Genomic DNA, 20,994 nt, shown 5'->3' on the forward strand with positions numbered 1-20,994 from the left:
GCTTAACACCTAAAACAGATATGAAGAACAGCTCTAGTCAACCATTTAACGCTAAATTAGCGATAGTCCTGTTCTCTATTATTTCTTTAGGATACCTCGCCATATTAGGACAAACGATCCTTGCACCCTTACTGACCTCCTTCTTACTGGCGATTTTACTGTTACCAATGGCCAATTTCCTGGAACAGAAATGCCGCCTGAAAAGAAGCATGGCCTCCATCATTTCCGTAGTACTGATGATTGCGGTGATCTCTAGCATCCTGTTTTTTCTGGTAAATCAACTCACAGACCTTTGGCAAGACTGGCCCTTATTAAAACAGCAAGGCGAAACCTCCTTCCATGAGCTGCAACAATGGATCTCTTCCAATTTTGGTGTTAATGCACAAAGACAAATCGAATACGTGAAAGAGGGCGCTTCAAAAGCATTGTCTACCAGCGCAGTTTTTGTCGGCGCCACCCTACTCACCTTATCCACTTCCCTGTTATTCCTGTTTTTCCTGTTGCTGTTTACTTTCTTCCTGCTAAACTACAGAAGGGTCTTGTTCAGCTTTTTAACTTCCGTATTCGAAGAACAACACACGGAAAAGGTAAGTGAAATCGTTAGACAAATTCAATACATTATCAAGAAATACATCACCGGACTTTTCCTGCAAATGGTCATTGTAACCAGTTTAATGATGCTGGTGCTTTGGTTATTAGGCGTAAAATACGCGGTTTTACTCGGTTTAATCACCGGAATATTTAACATCATCCCCTATATCGGGATATTTAGTGCTTTAGTAATCAGCGTACTGATCACCTTTGCCACTGCCGGTGCCGCCAAAGTGCTGCTGGTCATTATTGCCTTTATTGCGGTTCATACCGTAGACGGGAATATATTGATGCCCTTAGTGGTGGGCTCTAAAGTGAAGATCAATGCCTTGTTTGCCTTCATCGGAATCGTAATCGGCGAAATGGTCTGGGGCATTTCAGGGATGTTTTTATGTATCCCCTACCTGGCTATGCTGAAAATCATTTTCGACCGTGTAGACTCCTTAAAACCCTGGGGAATCCTCCTTGGCGGCGAAGATAAACCCGCGAAGAAAAGAAAGGTTTACCGACTTAGCAAGAATATCAAACTAGAAGAACAAGAATAAATTAATCAAGGGGATTTCATGAAAGAAAACCGTTCGCCACACATTTTAAACACTTCAGCTAACCTTTTAGGGCTTTGTTTTATTGTATTGACCTCGATTAAGGTCTCTAAAATGCAGGATGTTACCTTAATTGATGAAACCACTGCATTGGCCATTCTCTTGTTTATGACCAGCTGCATCCTTTCCTTTATCTCTATGGGAAGACCTCCGGGCAGTAGCCAGCGATTGGAAAAAACAGCGGATATTATCTTCTTATCCGGCCTGGTCGTTCTTTTTTTAACCACAATGATGATTACCTTTAACGTCATTAAATAAAACACTATATAATGCCCAATCATATCGCCCCATTAACGGCTGCTGATCCAGCAACCGCCTTCCAAAGGTTATTAACCGTATTAGATACCCTTCGTACCGACTGCCCATGGGATAAAAAACAAACCATGGAAACCCTTCGTCACCTCACGATTGAAGAAACTTACGAATTATCCGACGCCATCCTTGAAGGTGACCTGGAAGAAGTAAAAAAAGAACTTGGTGATGTGATGATGCACCTGGTGTTCTATGCCAGAATCGCTTCCGAAACCAATGATTTCACTATCGTTGATGTACTGAACAGCGTTTGTGATAAACTGATTAACCGTCACCCGCATATTTATGGCGACGTGGAGGTTAAAGATGAACATGATGTAAAACGCAATTGGGAACAGATTAAGCTTAAAGAAGGCAACAAATCTGTGTTAGCAGGTGTTCCGGCAGGCTTACCTTCCCTGGTTAAAGCCAGTCGCATTCAGGAAAAAGCCAGAGGTGTTGGTTTCGACTGGGACGATAAAACTCAGGTTTGGGATAAAGTAGAAGAAGAACTTCAGGAGTTCAAAAACGAATACAATACCAAAGACAATGAGGCAATAGACGTAGAAAAGGCAGAAGAAGAGTTTGGAGACCTGCTGTTTTCCCTGATCAATTATGCCCGTTTCATCAATATCAATCCAGAAAATGCACTGGAAAAAACCAATAAGAAGTTCATTAAAAGGTTCCAGTACCTGGAAAGTAAAGCCAAAGAAAATGGTAAAGCGCTACAGGATATGACCCTTGCCGAAATGGACGTGTATTGGAATGAAGCCAAGAAAGTTTAATCCATCAGAACAAGAAAGTTTAGCCAATCAGAAGATCATCCAAACGCTGATAGCTGCTGTAAACCTTGATCACTATACATAAAATAAGCCCTTAGTTCAATTCAGAACTAAGGGCTTATATATTTTAACCGGTTTTTAGATTAACCGTGTTTCTTTTTCATGGTCATTTTAGCCTTCTGGCCGATACCATAGTTATAATCTTTTGTATTGCTTTCCTTCTTGTCGTGGAAAGCGCCACCGCCATTATTAGGGGCAACATTCTTCTCCTTAACAATCCTGCTTTTATCAATACCACCAACTTTTGCTACTTTATCGATCACCAATCCTTCTGGTAAATCCATAAGCGTTAACTTTTTACCAACAGCCTGTTCAATCTTTTTCACTTCAACCAGTTCCATGTCAGTCGCAAAAGTAATCGCTACTACATCTTCGTCGCCGGTTTTAATGACTCTGCTTAGGAAAGTTTCCTTTTGCTCAGGAACCTCGAAATGGAATATGAAAGGAATACCAGAAAGATCCAGACTAGCAGTACCTTCGTTGGCAACGATTAATATTCTGGCTTCAGGAATTTCCTTGAAATCTTCAATATGGTCAAATCCATCCTCGTCAAAGAACAATGGATTCAATACAGAAACATCGCCTGGTCTTGCAGAATGCAAGCTTTTACCCAACTTCTGCGCAGTTAAACGTGTATTTACAAATACTACTACCTTATCAAATACCTCGTCATCTCTCAACAACAGGTTAAGCAAATTCACTTTAGTTTTATGATTAGGAACTGTATACAGGATCAATTCATGCGTATTCGCTTGATTTTCACCAAGATCTTCCACTTCTAAAGTGGTTGGGAAATGTAAGAACTGATCAATCATGTTGTGCAGTTTCTCATGAAGAACAGTTGTAAAGATCAAATGCTGACATTTACCTGCGCTTCTTGCCAGTTCACAAACCGGAAGTTGCATTCCTTGTTTCACAATCATTTCCGCATCGTCTACGATAAACATTTGCAACTTGCTCAGATTTAATCCTAGTTTCAGGTAAATAGCACGTGCTCTTGTTGGTGTAGCCACCACGATATCCACGCCATCTACCAGATCCAGTACATCCTGCTCTGTTCCACCGTTTCCGTATAGACCCATGATACGGAGGTTTTTATTTCTATTTAGCTTCTCAAATTCTTCAATCACCTCTAATACCTTTTCCATGGAAGGAACAAGGATCAGCACTTTTGGCGCTTCATCTGTGCTGTATTTCAGGCGCATTAGAACCCCAAGCACATAGTTCGTAGTTTTTCCTGAACCTTCAGGGCCAACAGCCACGATATCCTGTCCGCCAAGAATTCTTGACATTGTTTTTGCCTGAATCTCTTTCGCAGATATATATCCGGCATCAGTCATTGACATTACCAGTTGCTTGCTTAGTTTTAATTTCTCTAATGACACAGTTTCTCTATTAATATTATTATTCTGCAAATTTACGTAATATTTACTTGAGGTCTGTAGCCTTTTATAATTCGGGAAACATATTACTGGAAATATCAGATAATAGCCTTTAATTTGAAGGATGAAAAACATAATAACTACGATAAAAAAACCACTACTCGTACTTGCATTACTAATTAGTACCAGTATGTTTTCCTTTGGACAGGATAACAATTCCTATAAAGTAAGTCTAAAAGAAATGATGGATGCTTCAGGTTCTGCTGAATCCTACAAAGTTGCCATCATACAAACCATAAAAATGCTCAAATCTCAAAAAAGCACTGTTCCGGAATCTTTCTGGCAGGAATTTGAGGCTACATTCATTAAATCGGCACAAGAAGACCTTTTTGAGCTGTTGCTTCCAATCTACCAAAAGCACATTACAGAGGCCGAAGTTAAAGACATCACTAAATTCTATCACACCCCTACAGGAAAGAAGTTTGCTGAAAAAACTCCTTTTATCCTACAGGATTCTATGGCCGCAGGGCAGCAATGGGGTATGAAATTAGGAGAACAGTTGGCGAAAAAAATGCAGGAAAAGGGTTATTAGTATCCAAACTCCAATTGATCTGATCACCGAATGGTTTATTTTAAACGGTATATTTTAATCTGAAAGACGGGCAGCAATACCCGTCTTTTTAATACTTCCCCCTATAACGTAGCTAGTATTGCACTCATCTTACTCACATATTCATCCATTAGCTTCTTTTTGACCACATTCTTTTTTTCAGTAGTCAACTCTCTTAAAAATTCTTCCCTGACCAATGCCTCATTTCGCTCTTCATGTTCCTTCCACATTCGATCATACGCTGCTTTCAACATTTTTGTTTGGAGCTCTTTAACCATTTCCTTTCTAATTTCATCACCTGCCGGCCCCTGTAATTCTATTCTGGCATTAATCAGCGCTTCTTCCCGCATAAACTCACTAACCGCATCCCATAATCTTCCCATATTGTTTTCTCCTTGTTTTAAGTTATCAATCTCCAGATCAAACTGATGGTTGATCTCCGGATCCTTTATGTAAATAATTTGTTTTAAAAACCCTAAAAAACTCAGCATCTGAGCTGCATCATACTTCCCAGTGGCCAACATTGCCTTGAAAATCATTAGTCGTTCCTTCCCTAGCGCCGCTTCTGACACCTTATTTTCCAAATGAGCTTTCTGCGCCGCTAAAACCACCAATGCAAAAGGATTATCCATAGCTAGTAATTCTCCAGCAGAATGCTGAAAAATCTGATACCCCTGGTATCGGTATGCCAATCCCGTCCCTAATAAACTGGAATGATAAGTATCAGAAAACTGCTGATTTTCAGCGCCGCTAAAGATTGCGAAAGCAATTACCGGAACCTTAAACCGATCTACCAGCCGATAGTAATACTCAAACATCCGAAAAGGGAAACCGGAACTATACTTCCCCTGAATTTCCAGATGTAGCAAAAACCACTGAAAGGCCCCATCCTTCATAAAAACCTTAACCAATACATCCGCCAATCTAGTCCCTCCTCTACTCAGACGCTCTGGATAAATCTCCAGAAGTTCCTTATCCATATACTCAAATCCCCTTTCCATATCGAAAAGCAGATCTGCATCCTTATAAAAAAAACGTAGCATGTGAGGGAAAGACTCTTCCATAGCAGCCTTTAATAAAAGATCCATTTTCTTAGGAATCTTTTGGCCGGAAATAAAGGAAGAATCAGATTTACTAACCATTGTCTTATTGGATCTAATCGAATATTAAGATTAAAAACCAAACAAACAACATTAAGGTAATTTATTTACATCAAAAAGAAATCAAAAACAGGAAATAAGTATAAAAACGACTACTTAACTTTTACGTTTACCTTTAAGTAACAAGTCCATCGCATGATCTAGCGTACCTGCCCTCGTCACCTCACCAGAGTTGACAAAGAAAATCTCATCGGCATTCTCGATCGTATTTAAACGGTGTGCGATGATCACCAGAGTCGTTTCTTTAGGAAGCTTTTTGAGAATAGCACTCAATAACTGTTCGGTAATGGTGTCAATATTAGCGGTTGCCTCATCCAGAATCAGTAATTCCGGATTTCGTAAAACTGCCCTCATAAAGGCAATCAACTGCTTTTGTCCCAGACTAATGTTATCAGAACCAGAAGTAACCGCAGTATCCAGTCCATCTTCAAAAATGGCCAGTAAAGCATCTAAATTCGCTTCCCTGATCACCTCCTCCAACTGCGCATTGGTATAATCTTTATACTTACTATTACCATATAAAATATTATCCCTTACTGTTCCTGTAAACAAGAACGGCTCTTGTAGGATGAAACCAATCTTAGCCGCACGTTCCTCATTACTATATGAACGAATATCCTTGCCGCTCAGTAAAACCGTACCATCCGTAGCATCGTATAAACGCGCGATCAAGGAAGCTGTAGTTGTTTTACCACCACCTGTAGGGCCAATTAAAGCGTAAGTCTTCCCTTTCTCCAGACTAAAACTGATGTCATGCAAAATCTCTTTGTCGGCCGTATAAGAAAAGTGGACATTCCTGAATTCCAGCAGCGCATTAGAAGTTAAGTTACTTCCAGCTAATTGTTGCAGATTTCCATCCAGTTGTTGCAGGTCGTTTTTCATTGATAAAATCTGAGAAATCCTGTCCCAACCAGCCATGGCGACCTGGAAATTGGCCCATAAAGCCGCCAATTGTCTTAATGGGTTGTAGAAGTTGGTGGCATAAGAAAAATAACTCACCAATAATCCGATACTAAACTGCCCTTGAGAAATCAGGAAAATACCAAAAAGCAACACGATCAATTGTGCCATGCTGGAGAACAATCCATAGACCGGCATTAAAATATTATTGGCCAGACCGGCACCTATTGCCGTCTTATAATTATGGCGATTCGCCTCATCAAATCTTTTTCGGAAATAGTCTCTTCTGTTAAAAGCAATGATCACCTTAAAGTTGTTCAGACTTTCCTGAATCTCGGCACTCATTCCGCCAACACTTTTCAGGTTGGAAGCATTTCTTTTTTTCACCCATGGGGATACCAGTGCGGTAAAAACCAGGATCAGCAATGCCGGAACCAGGGCCGCAGCACCCAGCTCAAAATTGATCATCAATAAGAAAATACCGGCACCCGTCATGGTCACAATACTGCCAATAAACTGCATCAGCGATTGGGAGAAGAACTGGTTGATCTTATCCGTATCATTGTTTACTCTGGAAATCAGGTCTCCGGCTTTATTCTCATTAAAAAAGGCCACAGGAAGCTCCTGAAGCTTATTGAAAACCGCATTTCTTAACGTATACAACATCCGTTGCCCTACGCCACCCATCAGTTTCGTCTGGAAATACCCCGTACAGAAAGCCAGCAGGTACATGCACAGGATAATTCCTGTAAAAAGCAATACCCCGTCATAATCTTTGGTTCTGATATAAGCATCAATTGTATGTCCGATCAGTAGCGGTCCGGTTAACAGCAAACATGAGTTCAAAAGAATAATTCCTGAGGCCATCCACAGGTTTTTCTTTTCCTCGGAAATCAATTCAATCAGTTTTTTTAAAGCCTGAAAAGTCGACTGTTTTTCTTCCTGGCCACTATGCTGGTTAAGATTGTAATTCATAATTGCTGGTACTCTGTTGTGAGTTAAAAATTTGAACGTACTCCGGACTGGTTTTCAACAGTTCCTCATGTTTCCCTTGTGCCACGATCTCGCCTTGCATCAACACAATTACCTTATCGTAATGCGTTACTGCGGCAATTTTTTGCGTTACCGACAATAAAGTAATGCCCGGATAATTCTGCTGCACATTTTCTAATATTCTCTTTTCCGTATGATGATCTACACGGGAAGTAAAATCATCCAGTAGTAAAACCTTAGGATTTACCGCCAATGCTCTGGCCAGCATGATGCGCTGTTTTTGTCCGCCGGAAAGGTTAGATCCCCGCTCAGAAACAATGGTGTTCAGCTGATCCGGCAATGCCGTTATAAAATCATGTAATTCTGCGGTAGCGATTGCTTTTTCCAGCGACTGGTCCGTTACCGTATCACTAAACGCAATATTCTCACGGATACTCATGTTAAAGATAATGCTGTCCTGGAACACAAAACCAACCTGCTGGTGGAAAGCTTCCGGATTATATTCTTTAATATCATGTCCGTCGAAGCGAACTTCCCCGGCATCCGGAGGAATCAATCCGGTAAGGATATATAGTAATTGTGACTTCCCAGCTGCTGTTGGACCGATGATGGCGGTTTTAGAACCTGCTTCCAAAGCGAAAGATATATTCTTTAAAGCCGGTTTCTGTCCATAAGACACGGAAACGTCTTTTAACTCGATTGCTCCTTTTAATAATTCGGTAATTTTCCCTTCTGCCGGACTTTCCGCAATATTCAAAACCCCTTCAATTCTTTTATAAGAAGTGGTGGCTTGCGCGATCACATTACTCATGAAACCAATCACCAGAATAGGAAAAATCAGTAAGCTCAGATAACTGTTAAAAGCGGCAAACTCCCCTAAAGACATCGTTCCCTGGATCACAAAATGACCACCCAGAGCCAGAATCGTTAAACCGGCCAGATTGGCAACAAAAATAATCAGTGGAATCAAGCCTGCAAATAACTTTAAAATCGCCAGTCCAAGGTCTCTGGCTTGCGCATTGGCGGATAAAAACTTACTATATTCCAGTTGTTGCGAATTGATCACACGAATCAATGCTGCGCCTAATATACTTTCGTTGATCACCTTATTGAGCCAGTCGATCACCTCCCTCGCCTTTTTAAACAGGGGTTTCACCTTGTTCAATACCAGATAAAAAGAAGTCCCGATAATAGGTACAATGGCGATTACAGCCAAAGCCAGGCGCCAGTTTAAACCTAACAACAGGATACTCGCCCCTATAATCAGGAAAATCGAAGAGGCAATGGAAACGATGGCTTGTGCGACAAAAGATTTGATCGCATCCACATCGGCAGTCAGGTTGGTTAATAATTTTGAAGGGTTTGCCTTTTCTATATAGGCATGACTCTGGCGGGAAATCTGATCAGAAAGCTGCGTTCTCAGGTCTTTAGCCACGCGTTCTGAAGCATAAGTCTGCACCACACTCTGTAAATAAGTAAAGATAAAGATCAGCAGGATGGCCACAGAAAACTCAATCAGCACCGGCTTAATCAGAAAAGTACCTGCCGTATACGCATCAATCCCGTTTGCAATCAATTTAGGTAACAATAAGTTGACCCCATTACTCAGCAATGCCAGGAAGATCAGCAGATAGATCATTCCACGATAAGGCTTCAGCAGGCTAAAAACACTAGATTTTTTCTCTTTTACTGTTGCTTTCATATTTCAATTTTTCTCTATTTAAAAGACCTAAAAGGTCTTATAAAGCTGTATTTCCGCAGCACATAAGTACTGGATATTAAACAAATAACCTAACAGATTACTTAAATCGGATCGCTTTTAACGGTGATATTTTACTCACCAGTAAAGAAGGAAGGATCAATACCACAAAACAGATCACTACGATCCCAATATTCAGGGCAAAAACATCTATAAAGTGGAGTTCGATGGGTACGTAAGATAAATAGTAAGAACCCTGATCTAATTTAAAAACATGGGTATATTTCTGTATAAAGCCCAATCCTAATCCGAGGATATTCCCTAACAACAAACCAATACCAACCAGGTATACGGCATTGTACAGGAAGATTTTGATGACACTATAATCTGTCATCCCAAAAGCTTTCAGCATACCGATCATATTGGTGCGTTCCAGAATCATGATCAGCAAGGCGGTAATCATATTGATCACCCCAACAATCATCATCAGAATCAGTAAAACCCGGGTATTGACATCCAGTAAGGAAAGCCAGGTAAAGATGGCCGGGAAAAATTCAGATACGGATTCCGACCGGAGGTTTACCTCCAGGTTCTCATAGATTCCGGTAGAAACTTCCTTTAATTTAGCAAAGTCTTTAATCCGGATTTCCAATCCACCAATTTCATTCGGTCCCCAGTTGTTCAGTCGGCGAATCACATTCAGGTCGCCCAGCACAAATCCTTTATCGATTTCCTCTACGCCAACAGCATAAATTCCAACAATCTTAAACTTCCGGTTTCTTGGCGGATCCTGAACAAAGTACATGATAAAGTCATCACCGGTTTTCAGTTTTAACCGGTTTGCGGTAAACTGGGAGATCATGATCTCTTTCATTGCCGCGGCACTATCGGCAAAATTGATCACCTTCCCGCTGACCAGATGTTTTTTGATATAATCCCAGTTGAAACTTTTATCGACCCCTTTAAAATTTATACCTTCTACCTCATCGTTCACCGAGATGATAGCTGGTTTTGTCGCATAAGCCTGATAAAACTCCACATTGGGATTTGCCTTTAAATGCTCCAGTGTTTCTCCTCCGGGAACAAAAGGAGTCTGTTCAAAGGAATTATTCAGGTCGAATTTGAAGATGCGTACATCACCGATGTAGCCCCTCACCTTTTCCTGAATCTCGGTTTTAAATCCTTTAATGATGGCTACAGAAAGCATCATGACCGCTAAACTGAGCATTACGCCTGCAATTGCAATGCGAACAATCAGCTTAGAAAAAGTACGTTCAGATTTGATGGCTATACGCCTCGCTATGAAATATTCTATGTTCAAACTTTTGCTATAAATAGTGACTTAGCAAAAATACGCCGGGTGCATTTTTACAGCGATAAAGTTGCGAATATTATATGAGTTTCACCAATTAAATTAAAGCCTGTTAATCCCCTGAAGAACGAAGATTTAAGACACAAAGATATCTAAATATCAAGACACATAAATACCTAAGCATATTTAAATCTTTATCATGAGGATATCTCAATATTTTGATAAGATTGACATCTAAAAATCTTTACATCTTCCCCCATTTAGATCATACCTCATTTTTCTTATCTTTATCCTTCTATAACAAGCGATCAACAAACTAAAACAAGCGATCAACAAACCATTTCCCAATGAAAACATCCCGTTCCTCTTTCCTTTTACTTGCCGGTCTAAGCCTCAATTTAGCCGCCTGCGCAGCGGGTCATCCGACCAATACTGCTCCTACTGCTGTTGTAGCAACAAAAGCAAGCGCAAAAATCAGCAAAGAAAAACCGCTACATAAAGCTAAGGTTCAGGAAAACGACATTCGTACCGGAGCGGAGCAAACGGAGAAATACCTGCCTTATCTGAAAGGTAAACGCGTAGGTATGGTGGTTAACCCAACCTCTGTTATTGGTACAGAAACCACGGTAGACAGTCTGCTAAAATTAGGCGTAAACATTGTGAAGATATTTGGCCCGGAGCATGGGTTCAGAGGAAATGCCAGTGCCGGAATCCATGTTAACGATGCAATAGATACTAAAACCGGGATTAAAGCAGTCTCCTTATATGGCAAACATTCTACACCGAGCAAGGAAGAACTAGCCGATGTGGACGTGATGATTTTTGACATTCAGGATGTAGGTGTTCGTTTTTACACTTATATCAATACGCTGCAACATGTGATGGAAGCTTGTGCAGCACAAAACAAAGAAGTCCTGATTCTGGATCGTCCAAATCCCAATGGTTTCTATATCGATGGCCCTATCCTTGATCCGAAATTGGTTTCCGGAATTGGCTTACAACCCATCCCGATTGTACACGGACTTACCGTTGGAGAATACGCGCAAATGCTGAACGGAGAAGGTTGGCTAAAGAACAAGCAGAAATGCAAAATCAAAATCATTAAAGTGGCCAATTATAACCACGACCTCCCTTATGAGCTCCCGGTAAAACCATCACCCAACCTCAATACGGCACAATCTATTCTGCTATACCCAACCACCTGTCTTTTTGAAGGCACTTATTTAAACCATGGTCGCGGCACCTTATACCCTTTCACCATACTTGGTGCTCCGGCATTAAAAGGAAAATACAGCTTTAGCTTTACGCCAAAAAGCATCAAAGGGATGGCAGAAACCCCGATATTCCAAAATAAAGTTTGCTACGGACTAGACCTGAGAAACTACGATACAGAAAAAATCCGCAGCAGTAAAGCCTTAAACTTAAACTGGCTGATCGAATTGTATCAGGCTTCCCCAAATAAAGCAGATTTCTTCAACTACAAACTCAGCAATCAAATGAATAATTTTGATAAACTAGCTGGTGATAGCAGTCTGAGGCAACAAATCATTGCCGGAAAATCTGAAAAAGAGATTCGTGCGGGCTGGGAGCCTGGCTTAACGCGTTACAAAACAATGCGCAAGAAGTACTTGTTATACCCTTAACAACTCCTTTAAAAGAACAAGATGATGAATAGCGAAGCGAAAAAGAAAAGCGACAAACCGGGTAGCAATTATGAAGAAGAAATTCCAAAGGATAAAGTCCCGGAAGGCGGTAAAGCTGTAAAAAAACCGGAAGACAAGGATTATCAGAAGGAAGAAGCCGACTTTAAAAACCCTGCTAAACAAAGAGAAGAAGGCGAACAGCCTGTTCATCCTGTTAAAAAGGCACCGAAAGAATAATAAAAGAGACTCCATACCCTACCAACAGGCCCTGAATGATTCAGGGCCTGTCTTTTTTCATTGCTTTCAGGAATTGCATCAATACTTTTTCCTGCAATTTGATGCCGGCAGCCGTATCTAACTCCGCTACATTAATTCTTTTCAAATATTTCCCGAGTTGGTCATTTTCAAAAGCTTCCAATAAAACCGGATAAACATACGCACTCTTACAGACGGCACGCGTATTTCCGAGCTTTGCTGCTACACGATCCAGCACTTCAACAATCACCTTTTTTTTAGGTTTTTCAACATCAGAATCTTCAGCAGCACTTACTGCCAGCTGCCGCATCGCCTCCAGCGTACCACCCCAGGTTCGGAAATCCTTTGCCGTAAAATCATCCCCGGTAACTTCTCTGATGTAATCATTCAGCTTTCCGGAGTCCACAGCGCGACGCTCCTTCCCTACGGTATAATATTGGAACAGATCCTGTCCGGGAATCTCTTTGCATTTCTGAACCATGCGCGCCAGCGTTTTATCCGTTAAATTCAACTCCTGCTGGACTCCTTTTTTTCCAGTGAAACTCAATTTCAACCGATTCCCATTGATTTTTACATGTTTATTTTTCAAGGTACTGAGCCCGTAGCTACCATAAAGCTGTTCATAGGTCGAATTGCCAACCCTGATTAATGTTTTCAGCATCAGCTGTATGCAGATGGCCAGCACCTTTCTTTCGTCCATCTCCCTCCGTCTCAAATCCCGCGCAATCTTTTTCTGCGCGGCTGGCAATGCTTTGCCAAAATCCAGCAAGCGGAAATATTTCCTGTCGGAACGTCTGGAAGTCCATGCAGCATGGTAACGGTATTGCTTTCTTCCGGCCTGATCAATACCCGTAGCCTGTAAATGGCCATTCTTACGAGGGCAAATCCAGACCTCCATCCATGCCGGAGGAAGCACCAACTGCTGAATTCTTTCCAGATCTGAGGAGGCGACAATGCTGTTCCCTTCTTTATCTTCATAATGAAAATTGCCGGGCTTACCTTTTCTGTATATCCCAGGTTTAGCGTCTGTTAAGTACACCAAACCGCTCGATTTAAGTTCTTCCGAGGTCTCTACCATACAATTGAATAAAATAAGCGTGATATTATTTGTTATTTTTGTCCTCTAAAACAATGGACAATGAGATTAGTTTTTATGGGTACGCCCGATTTTGCCGTAGCTTCTTTAAATGCTTTAGTAGAAGCAGGATTTAATGTAGTGGGGGTGGTTACTGCCGCCGACAAGCCTGCCGGAAGGGGTCAAAAGCTTCAGGAAAGTGCCGTAAAACAATACGCTGTAGCCAAAGGATTAAAAGTATTACAGCCTTTAAAGCTGAAAGACCCTGAGTTTATTCAGGAATTGAAAGATTTACAAGCAGATTTACAAGTGGTGGTTGCTTTCCGCATGTTGCCGGAAATGGTCTGGGATATGCCTGCCAAAGGAACAATCAACCTGCATGCTTCTTTATTACCACAATACCGTGGTGCTGCACCGATCAATCATGCCATTATCAATGGCGAAAAAGAGAGTGGCGTGACTACCTTTTTCCTGAAACATGAAATCGATACAGGTGATGTGATCTTCTCTGAACGCGTTGCGATTGGCGAAGATGAAACTGCCGGAGAATTACATGATCAGCTCATGAACGTAGGCGCAGGCCTGTTGGTGAAGACGGTAAAAGCGATTGAATCAGGAGATTATAAAGAACAGCCACAGGTTCAAAGCGATTCGCTGAAACATGCACCAAAAATATTTAAGGAAAATTGTCTGATTAACTGGGACCAACCTGCAAAGACGGTTTACAATTTAATCCGTGGATTAAGCCCATATCCTACTGCATTTACCAAACTTGGTGATAAAACAGTGAAAATATTTAAAGCGGAGCTGGATACTGAAATGCCGGACATCGCAGTAGGAAAATTCCTTTCAGACGGAAAGACTTACCTGAAATTTGCCGCGAAAGACGGTTATATTAAACTAACAGATCTTCAATATGAAGGTAAAAAACGAATGACCGTAGAAGAATTTTTAAGGGGTATGCGTTTGTAAACCCCTTACGCCTTCTATTTACATTTCATTTAATCTCGCACTTAACTGTTTCGAGATTTCATTGAAATAACGTTTCCTGCCATATCCCATTACCCACCTGATCCCTCCGGTTGCATTTGTGATGAAGACCTCTTCGGCCGCATTCAACACTTCCGGATTAATCTGAGCTTCGGTTAATGGGATATTATGGCTTTTAGCCATGCCCATGACCACACTTCTCATCACGCCGGCAATACAACCTTCTGATAATGCAGGGGTATAAATCTGCTTGTCATACACCACAAAAATATTGGAACTGATGCTTTCGCATAGAAATCCCTGCTGATTTAAAATAAAAGCCTCATCCAGGTTATATTGCTTCTTATACAAACCCGCCATCACAAATAACAGGGAATTGGTGGTTTTATAGTTAGAAAGCTTATTTACAGGTTTAGTGATTTCATCATAAACATCAATGATTAGTCCTTTTTTATTCAGGTCGTACGTGCTTTGCGGAAGCGGGGTCGCCTCCAGTACATAGCCGGATTTATTGCTATCCGGTGTATATAAACCTGCGCCAGCTCTGTAAACCGATAAGCGGAACCGCACATTATCCTTCAGTTTATTTTTTTTACAGAGTTCTGCTGTTTTCTGTTTCAGGAAATATTCGTCCATCAGCTCGGCACCATCCATTTTCAAAGCTTTCATGCCCGCCTTTAAGCGATCTGCATGGAGCTCTGGAAATTTAAGTACGCCATTGTTCATACGCATAGATTCAAACAGACCATCGCCATATCTGAACGCCCGGTTTTCCACCCCAATTACAGGGTGGTTTGCCGCTACGAACTCGTCATTATGTAAAATATATTCTTGTTGCATTTAGGAAGGCTCCACGATATAGTTTCTCCATTTGTTCAATACTGAATCAAAATCAGCTGGTAAAGGCGCCTCAAATTCCATATACTCCTTAGTTGTAGGGTGGATGAAACCTAAAGTTTGCGCATGTAAAGCCTGACGAGGAATCATGTTAAAGCAATTCTGTACAAACTGTTTGTATTTATTGAAAGTCGTTCCTTTTAATATTTTATCACCACCATAGTTGGCGTCATTAAATAAAGGATGTCCGATGTGTTGCATATGCGCTCTGATTTGGTGTGTACGGCCCGTTTCCAGTTGACAACTGATTAGGGTTACATAACCTAAACGCTCTAAAACCGAATAATGTGTTACCGACCACTTACCTTTTTCTTCTTCATCATACACATCCATCACAATTCTGTTCTTCAAACTGCGACCAATATATCCGGTAACGGTACCATTTTCTTCGATATCACCCCATGCCATCGCAATATATTTACGCGTAATGCTGTGGTCAAAAAACTGTTTCGCCAGTTTAGTCATGGTGATTTCGTTTTTACTGATCAACAGCAAGCCCGAAGTGTCTTTATCGATACGGTGTACCAATCCTGGTCTACCTTCATTTCCCGGCAATTGCGGTAAATTTTCAAAATGGTAGGCTAAAGCATTCACCAATGTACCGGTATAATTATTAAATCCAGGGTGTACCACCATTCCTGCTGGTTTATTCACCACCAACAAATCATTGTCTTCATAAACAATATCCAATGGGATATTTTCCGGATAAACTTCCGTATCTCTTGGCGGATGAGGGAACACGATAGAAATTTCATCTTCCGGTTTCACCTTGTAACTCGCCTTAATTGTAGCTTTGTTAACCAGCACATTTCCAGCCTCAATAGCGTTCTGAATACGGTTACGGGAAGCATTTTCCATACGCCCCATTAAAAACTTATCTACCCTTAATAAAGACTGTCCTTTATCAACAACAATATTAAAATGTTCGTATAAATCCTGCTCTTCTAATTCCTGCACCTCGTTGCTATTTTCCATGAAATCTATGTCTGTTTGTGATTAGGAAAGCCATATATAACAATGGTTCCATACTGCAAAACTAATCTTTAACAATTACATAATTGAAAAAAAATAATTTGGTCTGCTTTTTGTTAACAGGCATAGCAATTCCCGCCTGCAATTTTTTACCGCTTTATCCGTGTTTACACACCCAAAAAGGCTCACAAACTTGCTATGAACCAGGCTGGTTAACTTTAATTACAGGATTATGAAAAACTTTGCACAGAACGTTAAGATCATTCTCAATTTCTTTCCTTACCTATTAAAAATGATCTATTTTAAGCCTTGACCATCAGCTTAAAAAAAGGCTTATATATTTGCAAACATGTTTACAGATATCCATAGCCCACTTCAACAATTAAAACATCCCCTCCTTCCCCAACTCTGGATCAAAAGAGATGATTTGATTGACCCTTACATTTCAGGGAATAAATGGCGTAAACTAAAATATTTATTATCGAAAGCCCGAACGGAGAATAAGCAGCACCTGGTTACCTTTGGTGGTGCTTATTCTAACCATTTACTCGCTACCGCTGCTGCTGCATCCAGAGCAGGATTAAAATCTACCGCTTTTGTACGCGGAGAAATCGTGAAAAATGAAATGTTAATGCTATGCCAGCTTTTTGGGATGACCTTAATCTTTGTCGACAGAACCAGCTATAAAGACAAAACAAGCTTATTTCAACAGTATTTTGGCGAAGATCCCGATGCCTTCTTTATCGATGAAGGAGGCGCAAGCCTGGAAGCTGTAACCGGGTGTGCAGAGATCATCGCCGAACTTCCAACCGATATTGACCATATTTTTTGTGCCGCAGGAACAGGAACTACCGCAGCTGGATTGCTAAAAGGCATCCATGCCCGGGGCTTAAAAACGACCTTACACGTAGTGCCAGCGCTAAAGGGTGCTGAATTTATTGCGGAAGAGATTTTCAATTACCTGAGGCATACCGATCAGTTGATCCTACATACAGATTACCATTTTGGAGGTTATGCCAAAACAAAACCCGAACTGATTGATTTCATGAAAACCTTTATCAGAGAGCAGGGTGTATTAGTTGATCCGGTATATACCGCAAAAATGATGTATGCGATCTATGATCTTGCTGAAAAAGATTACTTCAAAAAAGAAGACAAAATAGTTGCCCTTCACACCGGCGGACTGATGGGAATCCTTGGTATGAAGGATAAATTCCTTTTAAACCCGCTTTAATGACCTCAGGAACTAGCTTATCACAAATTGTGATAAGCTCCTTTTCTCAGATTAGCCATCAGAAACCACATCAGAATCTGGTTGGGGAAAAAGTTTAGTTAAGCTGTCTGTGGAACTTTTATTGGGTTTTAGCCCTGATTTTTGTGTTTTATGTTTGATGACCTCAGCTGTCTGTTTTTTGATTTTGAGGACTCCCTTTGTATCAATGGCTTCCTTTTTAACGATAGCTTCCTTTGTAGCAATGACTTCCTTTTTAGCGATACTACCAGCATAAACACTGTCTGAAATTTCCGCTGCATCCTCACTAACAAAAGAAATATAGGCCACTACGCGTTCATTGGCAAGATTAGGGTCAATGTGAACGCTTTGTTTTCCATCTTTTCTATGGGAACCGCTGAGGATATGGGTCTGTTGACCCTGATCCGGCCAGTAGAGCAATACCATTGCCCGGTCGTTTCGATTACCCCAGGCTAGATCTGCAGGGACTTCCCAGCTGAATTCAATTACTGCCCCTACCTGCTTTATGGACGGTTTTTCTGCCTTTAACAGCGTTCCCATACTCAGCATTGCCTGAGGATAATCCAGTTGAGCCTCAGGATATACACCGCTTACTGCGTGTTTTTTATTATAGGAAACGGCTTCATTATAGTAGTTCCTGTCGGTGCCCACAACTTTTAACCGGAAGCCGACTTTAATAAAAGTGCTGATGGGAAGTAGGAATTTGTTTACGATGGTCATGCGGTCGCAATTGACCTTTCTGGCAGGGCTCAGGGGTTTGCCACTATGACCAATCGTTCTGATGACGTTTTTACCGTTCAGTTCATAGCCGACTAAGTTGCCTACCCGGCCGTTAAATCCACCAAACAGTCCATTTTGTAAACTTCCCATAGTGTTTTATTTTTATTGGCAATCAACATGTTACCGACGGTAATGTAGTCATTATCCCGATCTCTATTCTTGTTAGTTTTGATATAAACTTAGAATATATTAAATCTAAATACAATCTCTGGTCATCCTTAATTCATGGTTGAAAGGTCAATTAGACCTAGGAAGGATTAATCAACCATTAATTGACCATGGTTGAATGATGTAGTGGATTAAGCCACATAAGGGTATCATGCCGGAAGGAGGAGGAAGGATCAGAGCTGAATGTCCTGTTTCCCCCCATGTAGATTAATTTCCTTCCCTTCCCAATAAAAAGTACCGTTAAGTTTTTCCGGCAGCTCTACCTTTCCACGAATCCCATTTCCACTGGGATCTCTTTGCAGGTCTACACGGATCATCCCATCCGGATGAGGCATACAAGCCCTAACCCATTTCAATGCCCCAAGGGCTGGTGCTATATTTACTTTTCTAAAGCCAGGTGCGCTGGGCATAATCCCGCAAATGGTGGCCAGAAAATCATAATCCGGACTAGCACTCCAGGCATGACAATCAGATCGGGTTGGTTCCGGTTTTTCCGCAAAAGTAGTTAAGCTCAGATCCAGCATTTTACGCCATGGCTCCAGTTGCCGCGTATATTCATTGCCCATGCCTGCCCTTTTCAGTGCTTGCACCAGATAAAACCGATAGAAGAAAGTAACCTGACCGATACCCGGCTCGACTAGCAATTTAGCCAACATATTTTTGGCTTCCTGTTGCCGGATAGCACCACTTAATACCGCCCATATACCGGCATGCTGACTATAAGAACGTCCTTCCGGTGTATCGGAAAATAAACCCTTTTCCGTATTAAAACACTGCTGGTAAGTCCCGATATTCAGTTGGTTTGCGTTGACAAATAAAGCCGCAGCCTGTTCTTTTTTCCCAAAAGCATTGAACAAAGTAGCCGCTTGCTTCATCGTATAAGCACATTGCAGGGAAATGATGGACGAATTGCCATTTTCAGCGCCGGGAGCTACGCCCCAATCGTTAAAATTATCCCAATCCACAAAGTTCCACCACTTCATTGGCCCTAACATTCCTTTATCCTTATCGATTCGGTTTTCGTACCAGGTCATTATTTCTGAAATTGCCGGCAGAAACTGTTTTACAAAAGCATCATCTCTCCGATGCATCCAGTAATCATGCACCATAGACACCCAAAACAAAGAAAATGTAGGAATTATTTGTAGCCGGTTGCTCGGATAACGCCCCTGAGTTAGTCCCTCGGGTGTTCTGGAATGATAAAAATCGGTAATGGCCTTCCGCATCAGGCGGTCATCACCAGAAAGATATAAGGATATCAGTGCCTGAATTCTGGCATCCCCTGTATATTGTAACTGCTCATAGTAAGGGGTATCATAATACAATTCTCCTGCACAAAGCTGTGCCGTTCGCCAACCAGTTTCCCATATCTTTTGCAGGGAAGGATCGCTACTTTCAAAAGTTGCCTTTAACTCCAGAGGATAGCCGGTACTTTGTCCATAAAAATCATGAACGACCAAAGGTTCATTTTGCGTAGAGATTTCCATTTCCACATAGCGGTAAGCCTTCCACCACAAAGGCCTGAAGAGTTGTTTCTGACCACCTCCAGCGATAAACAGGTCGTAATTACCCAGAATCTGCTTACCATCCACCTCATTCCGGTTTCCCTTATTGCGATCCTGATCAAACAAGGCTTCTGCATAAGTGAGTTTTATAATTGCCCCTTTACCACCACTCAGCAACAGTTCCGGATAAGCCGTACAAGCCACCTGGTGGTCGAATAATATTTTCAAAGATTGATGTGCGGGTAGCTGAAAGGCAGCCCCGCCTTTTAAAAACGCCGGGGAAACAGACCGCCCTTCCGTCCTTCTAATGACTGGAAAACGGGTTATCTTTTCTGTAAACAAAGGAATGGTTCTGGGCGCCATTGTCCATAAATTATCCGTTCCATAACCAACAGGAACACTAACGCTAACCGGAAGTGCAGCGGACCAATTCCGGTCATCATAACCCGTTTCCTGCCATCCCCAGGGGTACACTGTACCATCCACCCGATCCCCCGGACCAACCACCATATACGCCTGCAACCTTTCCCGATTGTCAAGGGAGGTTGGAGAATAGGCTTTATTTTGTAACACCAGCCAGGAGGAATCTGTATTTACAAGCCCCTCTTTAGCGGTATTTCCCTGTAAAAGAAATCCGGTTTGATTTGATATCTGGGCTACCGGTGCCAGTTCGCCCATATTCCACACCAATGCGGCAATGGTATTTTTCCCGGCCTTTAAATAAGGTGCCAGGTCTACGCTTTCATAATACCAGTTGAATAAATCGCCACGGGCCGGGCCGGAGCAAACCGGGTTTCCGTTTACAAATAACCGGTAGCGGTTATCTGCACTGACTTGGACCACAAAAGATGCTGGCGCCTGATTGAGCTGGAAGTTTTTCCGAAAATGATAAACGCCATAGCCTCTTTGAGGCGCATCGGGATGGGTAATCCAGGAAGCCGCCCAGGAACCAGACAATAAAGAGGCATTTACAGGGATTTCCTGCCCCTGAGCAACGCAGGCTGCCATCAGGAATAGCGCAGTCATAAGTCTTTTAAACATGATTTAAGCGTTAAATGTAACGTCAGTCAACAGC

General features: G+C 41.6%; 18 protein-coding genes. 8 read left to right on the forward strand and 10 right to left on the reverse strand.

Features of this window, described 5'->3' with window-relative positions:
• Positions 1-20 precede the first annotated feature (20 nt).
• Genes R2Q66_RS07355 through mazG form a run of 3 tightly spaced genes read left to right on the forward strand, consistent with a single transcriptional unit; the run spans position 21 to position 2,269 of the window.
• Entirely contained in the window at positions 21-1,136 is a 1,116-nt protein-coding gene (locus R2Q66_RS07355; protein WP_316747373.1) for an AI-2E family transporter, read from the forward strand.
• 18 nt (positions 1,137-1,154) lie between these two features.
• A complete protein-coding gene (locus tag R2Q66_RS07360; RefSeq protein WP_316747375.1) occupies positions 1,155-1,451 on the forward strand; it encodes a hypothetical protein in 297 nt (98 codons plus the stop codon).
• 11 nt (positions 1,452-1,462) lie between these two features.
• A complete protein-coding gene (gene mazG, locus R2Q66_RS07365) occupies positions 1,463-2,269 on the forward strand; it encodes a nucleoside triphosphate pyrophosphohydrolase (protein ID WP_316747377.1) in 807 nt (268 codons plus the stop codon).
• A gap of 140 nt (positions 2,270-2,409) precedes the next feature.
• Here mazG and R2Q66_RS07370 read toward each other — a convergent pair whose 3' ends face one another.
• On the reverse strand, positions 2,410-3,711 hold the full coding sequence (locus tag R2Q66_RS07370) for a DEAD/DEAH box helicase (protein WP_316747378.1): 1,302 nt from the start codon (positions 3,709-3,711) through the stop codon (positions 2,410-2,412).
• Positions 3,712-3,832: 121 nt separating this feature from the next.
• Here R2Q66_RS07370 and R2Q66_RS07375 point away from each other — a divergent pair, with 121 nt between their 5' ends.
• Positions 3,833-4,300, forward strand: coding sequence for a DUF2059 domain-containing protein (locus R2Q66_RS07375; protein ID WP_316747379.1), 468 nt, complete (start codon positions 3,833-3,835; stop codon positions 4,298-4,300).
• Positions 4,301-4,401: 101 nt separating this feature from the next.
• Here R2Q66_RS07375 and R2Q66_RS07380 read toward each other — a convergent pair whose 3' ends face one another.
• From R2Q66_RS07380 to R2Q66_RS07395, 4 genes are all read right to left on the reverse strand, one after another.
• Positions 4,402-5,460, reverse strand: coding sequence for a hypothetical protein (locus R2Q66_RS07380; protein WP_316747381.1), 1,059 nt, complete (start codon positions 5,458-5,460; stop codon positions 4,402-4,404).
• Between the two features lie 114 nt (positions 5,461-5,574).
• Positions 5,575-7,353, reverse strand: coding sequence for an ABC transporter ATP-binding protein (locus R2Q66_RS07385; protein ID WP_316747383.1), 1,779 nt, complete (start codon positions 7,351-7,353; stop codon positions 5,575-5,577).
• Entirely contained in the window at positions 7,337-9,073 is a 1,737-nt protein-coding gene (locus R2Q66_RS07390) for an ABC transporter ATP-binding protein (protein ID WP_316747385.1), read from the reverse strand. Before R2Q66_RS07390 ends, R2Q66_RS07385 begins: the two co-directional genes overlap by 17 nt.
• Before the next feature lie 97 nt (positions 9,074-9,170).
• Positions 9,171-10,391, reverse strand: coding sequence for an ABC transporter permease (locus tag R2Q66_RS07395; RefSeq protein WP_316747387.1), 1,221 nt, complete (start codon positions 10,389-10,391; stop codon positions 9,171-9,173).
• Positions 10,392-10,729: 338 nt separating this feature from the next.
• Here R2Q66_RS07395 and R2Q66_RS07400 point away from each other — a divergent pair, with 338 nt between their 5' ends.
• Both R2Q66_RS07400 and R2Q66_RS07405 read left to right on the forward strand, forming a co-directional pair.
• On the forward strand, positions 10,730-12,025 hold the full coding sequence (locus R2Q66_RS07400) for a DUF1343 domain-containing protein (RefSeq protein ID WP_316747389.1): 1,296 nt from the start codon (positions 10,730-10,732) through the stop codon (positions 12,023-12,025).
• A gap of 21 nt (positions 12,026-12,046) precedes the next feature.
• On the forward strand, positions 12,047-12,262 hold the full coding sequence (locus R2Q66_RS07405; RefSeq protein WP_316747391.1) for a hypothetical protein: 216 nt from the start codon (positions 12,047-12,049) through the stop codon (positions 12,260-12,262).
• Positions 12,263-12,302: 40 nt separating this feature from the next.
• Here the strand turns inward: R2Q66_RS07405 and R2Q66_RS07410 are convergent, their stop codons facing one another.
• On the reverse strand, positions 12,303-13,358 hold the full coding sequence (locus R2Q66_RS07410) for a DNA topoisomerase IB (protein ID WP_316747393.1): 1,056 nt from the start codon (positions 13,356-13,358) through the stop codon (positions 12,303-12,305).
• A gap of 60 nt (positions 13,359-13,418) precedes the next feature.
• Between R2Q66_RS07410 and fmt the strand changes: the two genes are divergently transcribed.
• Complete coding sequence (gene fmt / locus R2Q66_RS07415) at positions 13,419-14,327, forward strand: methionyl-tRNA formyltransferase (RefSeq protein WP_316747395.1); 909 nt, start codon at positions 13,419-13,421, stop codon at positions 14,325-14,327.
• A gap of 18 nt (positions 14,328-14,345) precedes the next feature.
• On the opposite strand, the gene R2Q66_RS07420 is transcribed toward fmt, so the two are convergent.
• Positions 14,346-15,185, reverse strand: coding sequence for an aminotransferase class IV (locus R2Q66_RS07420; protein ID WP_316747398.1), 840 nt, complete (start codon positions 15,183-15,185; stop codon positions 14,346-14,348).
• A complete protein-coding gene (locus tag R2Q66_RS07425; protein ID WP_316747400.1) occupies positions 15,186-16,217 on the reverse strand; it encodes an RluA family pseudouridine synthase in 1,032 nt (343 codons plus the stop codon).
• A gap of 346 nt (positions 16,218-16,563) precedes the next feature.
• On the opposite strand from R2Q66_RS07425, the gene R2Q66_RS07430 reads away from it, so the two are divergent.
• Positions 16,564-17,448, forward strand: a complete 885-nt coding sequence (locus R2Q66_RS07430; protein ID WP_316747402.1) for a 1-aminocyclopropane-1-carboxylate deaminase/D-cysteine desulfhydrase — start codon at positions 16,564-16,566, stop codon at positions 17,446-17,448.
• 51 nt (positions 17,449-17,499) lie between these two features.
• Here the strand turns inward: R2Q66_RS07430 and R2Q66_RS07435 are convergent, their stop codons facing one another.
• Positions 17,500-18,336 (reverse strand): DUF6266 family protein, encoded by an 837-nt coding sequence (locus tag R2Q66_RS07435; protein WP_316747404.1) that lies wholly within the window; start codon positions 18,334-18,336, stop codon positions 17,500-17,502.
• 251 nt (positions 18,337-18,587) lie between these two features.
• Positions 18,588-20,960 carry an alpha-L-rhamnosidase C-terminal domain-containing protein gene (locus R2Q66_RS07440; RefSeq protein ID WP_316747406.1) on the reverse strand — a complete coding sequence of 791 codons (2,373 nt, stop codon included), beginning with the start codon at positions 20,958-20,960 and terminating at the stop codon, positions 18,588-18,590.
• Between the last annotated feature and the right edge of the window lie 34 nt (positions 20,961-20,994).

Origin of the sequence: Pedobacter gandavensis, from assembly GCF_032677645.1 — a bacterium.
GTDB lineage: Bacteria > Bacteroidota > Bacteroidia > Sphingobacteriales > Sphingobacteriaceae > Pedobacter > Pedobacter gandavensis_A.

What these genes read in the sequence shown, in the direction of transcription:
- R2Q66_RS07360 (WP_316747375.1), top strand. Translation starts at nt 1,155, where the DNA reads ATGAAAGAAAACCGTTCGCCACACATTTTAAACACTTCAGCTAACCTT.
- R2Q66_RS07420 (WP_316747398.1), bottom strand. Translation starts at nt 15,185, where the DNA reads ATGCAACAAGAATATATTTTACATAATGACGAGTTCGTAGCGGCAAAC.
- fmt (WP_316747395.1), top strand. Translation starts at nt 13,419, where the DNA reads ATGAGATTAGTTTTTATGGGTACGCCCGATTTTGCCGTAGCTTCTTTA.
- R2Q66_RS07410 (WP_316747393.1), bottom strand. Translation starts at nt 13,358, where the DNA reads ATGGTAGAGACCTCGGAAGAACTTAAATCGAGCGGTTTGGTGTACTTA.
- R2Q66_RS07385 (WP_316747383.1), bottom strand. Translation starts at nt 7,353, where the DNA reads ATGAATTACAATCTTAACCAGCATAGTGGCCAGGAAGAAAAACAGTCG.
- R2Q66_RS07400 (WP_316747389.1), top strand. Translation starts at nt 10,730, where the DNA reads ATGAAAACATCCCGTTCCTCTTTCCTTTTACTTGCCGGTCTAAGCCTC.
- R2Q66_RS07435 (WP_316747404.1), bottom strand. Translation starts at nt 18,336, where the DNA reads ATGGGAAGTTTACAAAATGGACTGTTTGGTGGATTTAACGGCCGGGTA.
- R2Q66_RS07430 (WP_316747402.1), top strand. Translation starts at nt 16,564, where the DNA reads ATGTTTACAGATATCCATAGCCCACTTCAACAATTAAAACATCCCCTC.
- R2Q66_RS07380 (WP_316747381.1), bottom strand. Translation starts at nt 5,460, where the DNA reads ATGGTTAGTAAATCTGATTCTTCCTTTATTTCCGGCCAAAAGATTCCT.
- R2Q66_RS07375 (WP_316747379.1), top strand. Translation starts at nt 3,833, where the DNA reads ATGAAAAACATAATAACTACGATAAAAAAACCACTACTCGTACTTGCA.
- mazG (WP_316747377.1), top strand. Translation starts at nt 1,463, where the DNA reads ATGCCCAATCATATCGCCCCATTAACGGCTGCTGATCCAGCAACCGCC.
- R2Q66_RS07390 (WP_316747385.1), bottom strand. Translation starts at nt 9,073, where the DNA reads ATGAAAGCAACAGTAAAAGAGAAAAAATCTAGTGTTTTTAGCCTGCTG.
- R2Q66_RS07355 (WP_316747373.1), top strand. Translation starts at nt 21, where the DNA reads ATGAAGAACAGCTCTAGTCAACCATTTAACGCTAAATTAGCGATAGTC.
- R2Q66_RS07425 (WP_316747400.1), bottom strand. Translation starts at nt 16,217, where the DNA reads ATGGAAAATAGCAACGAGGTGCAGGAATTAGAAGAGCAGGATTTATAC.
- R2Q66_RS07405 (WP_316747391.1), top strand. Translation starts at nt 12,047, where the DNA reads ATGATGAATAGCGAAGCGAAAAAGAAAAGCGACAAACCGGGTAGCAAT.
- R2Q66_RS07440 (WP_316747406.1), bottom strand. Translation starts at nt 20,960, where the DNA reads ATGTTTAAAAGACTTATGACTGCGCTATTCCTGATGGCAGCCTGCGTT.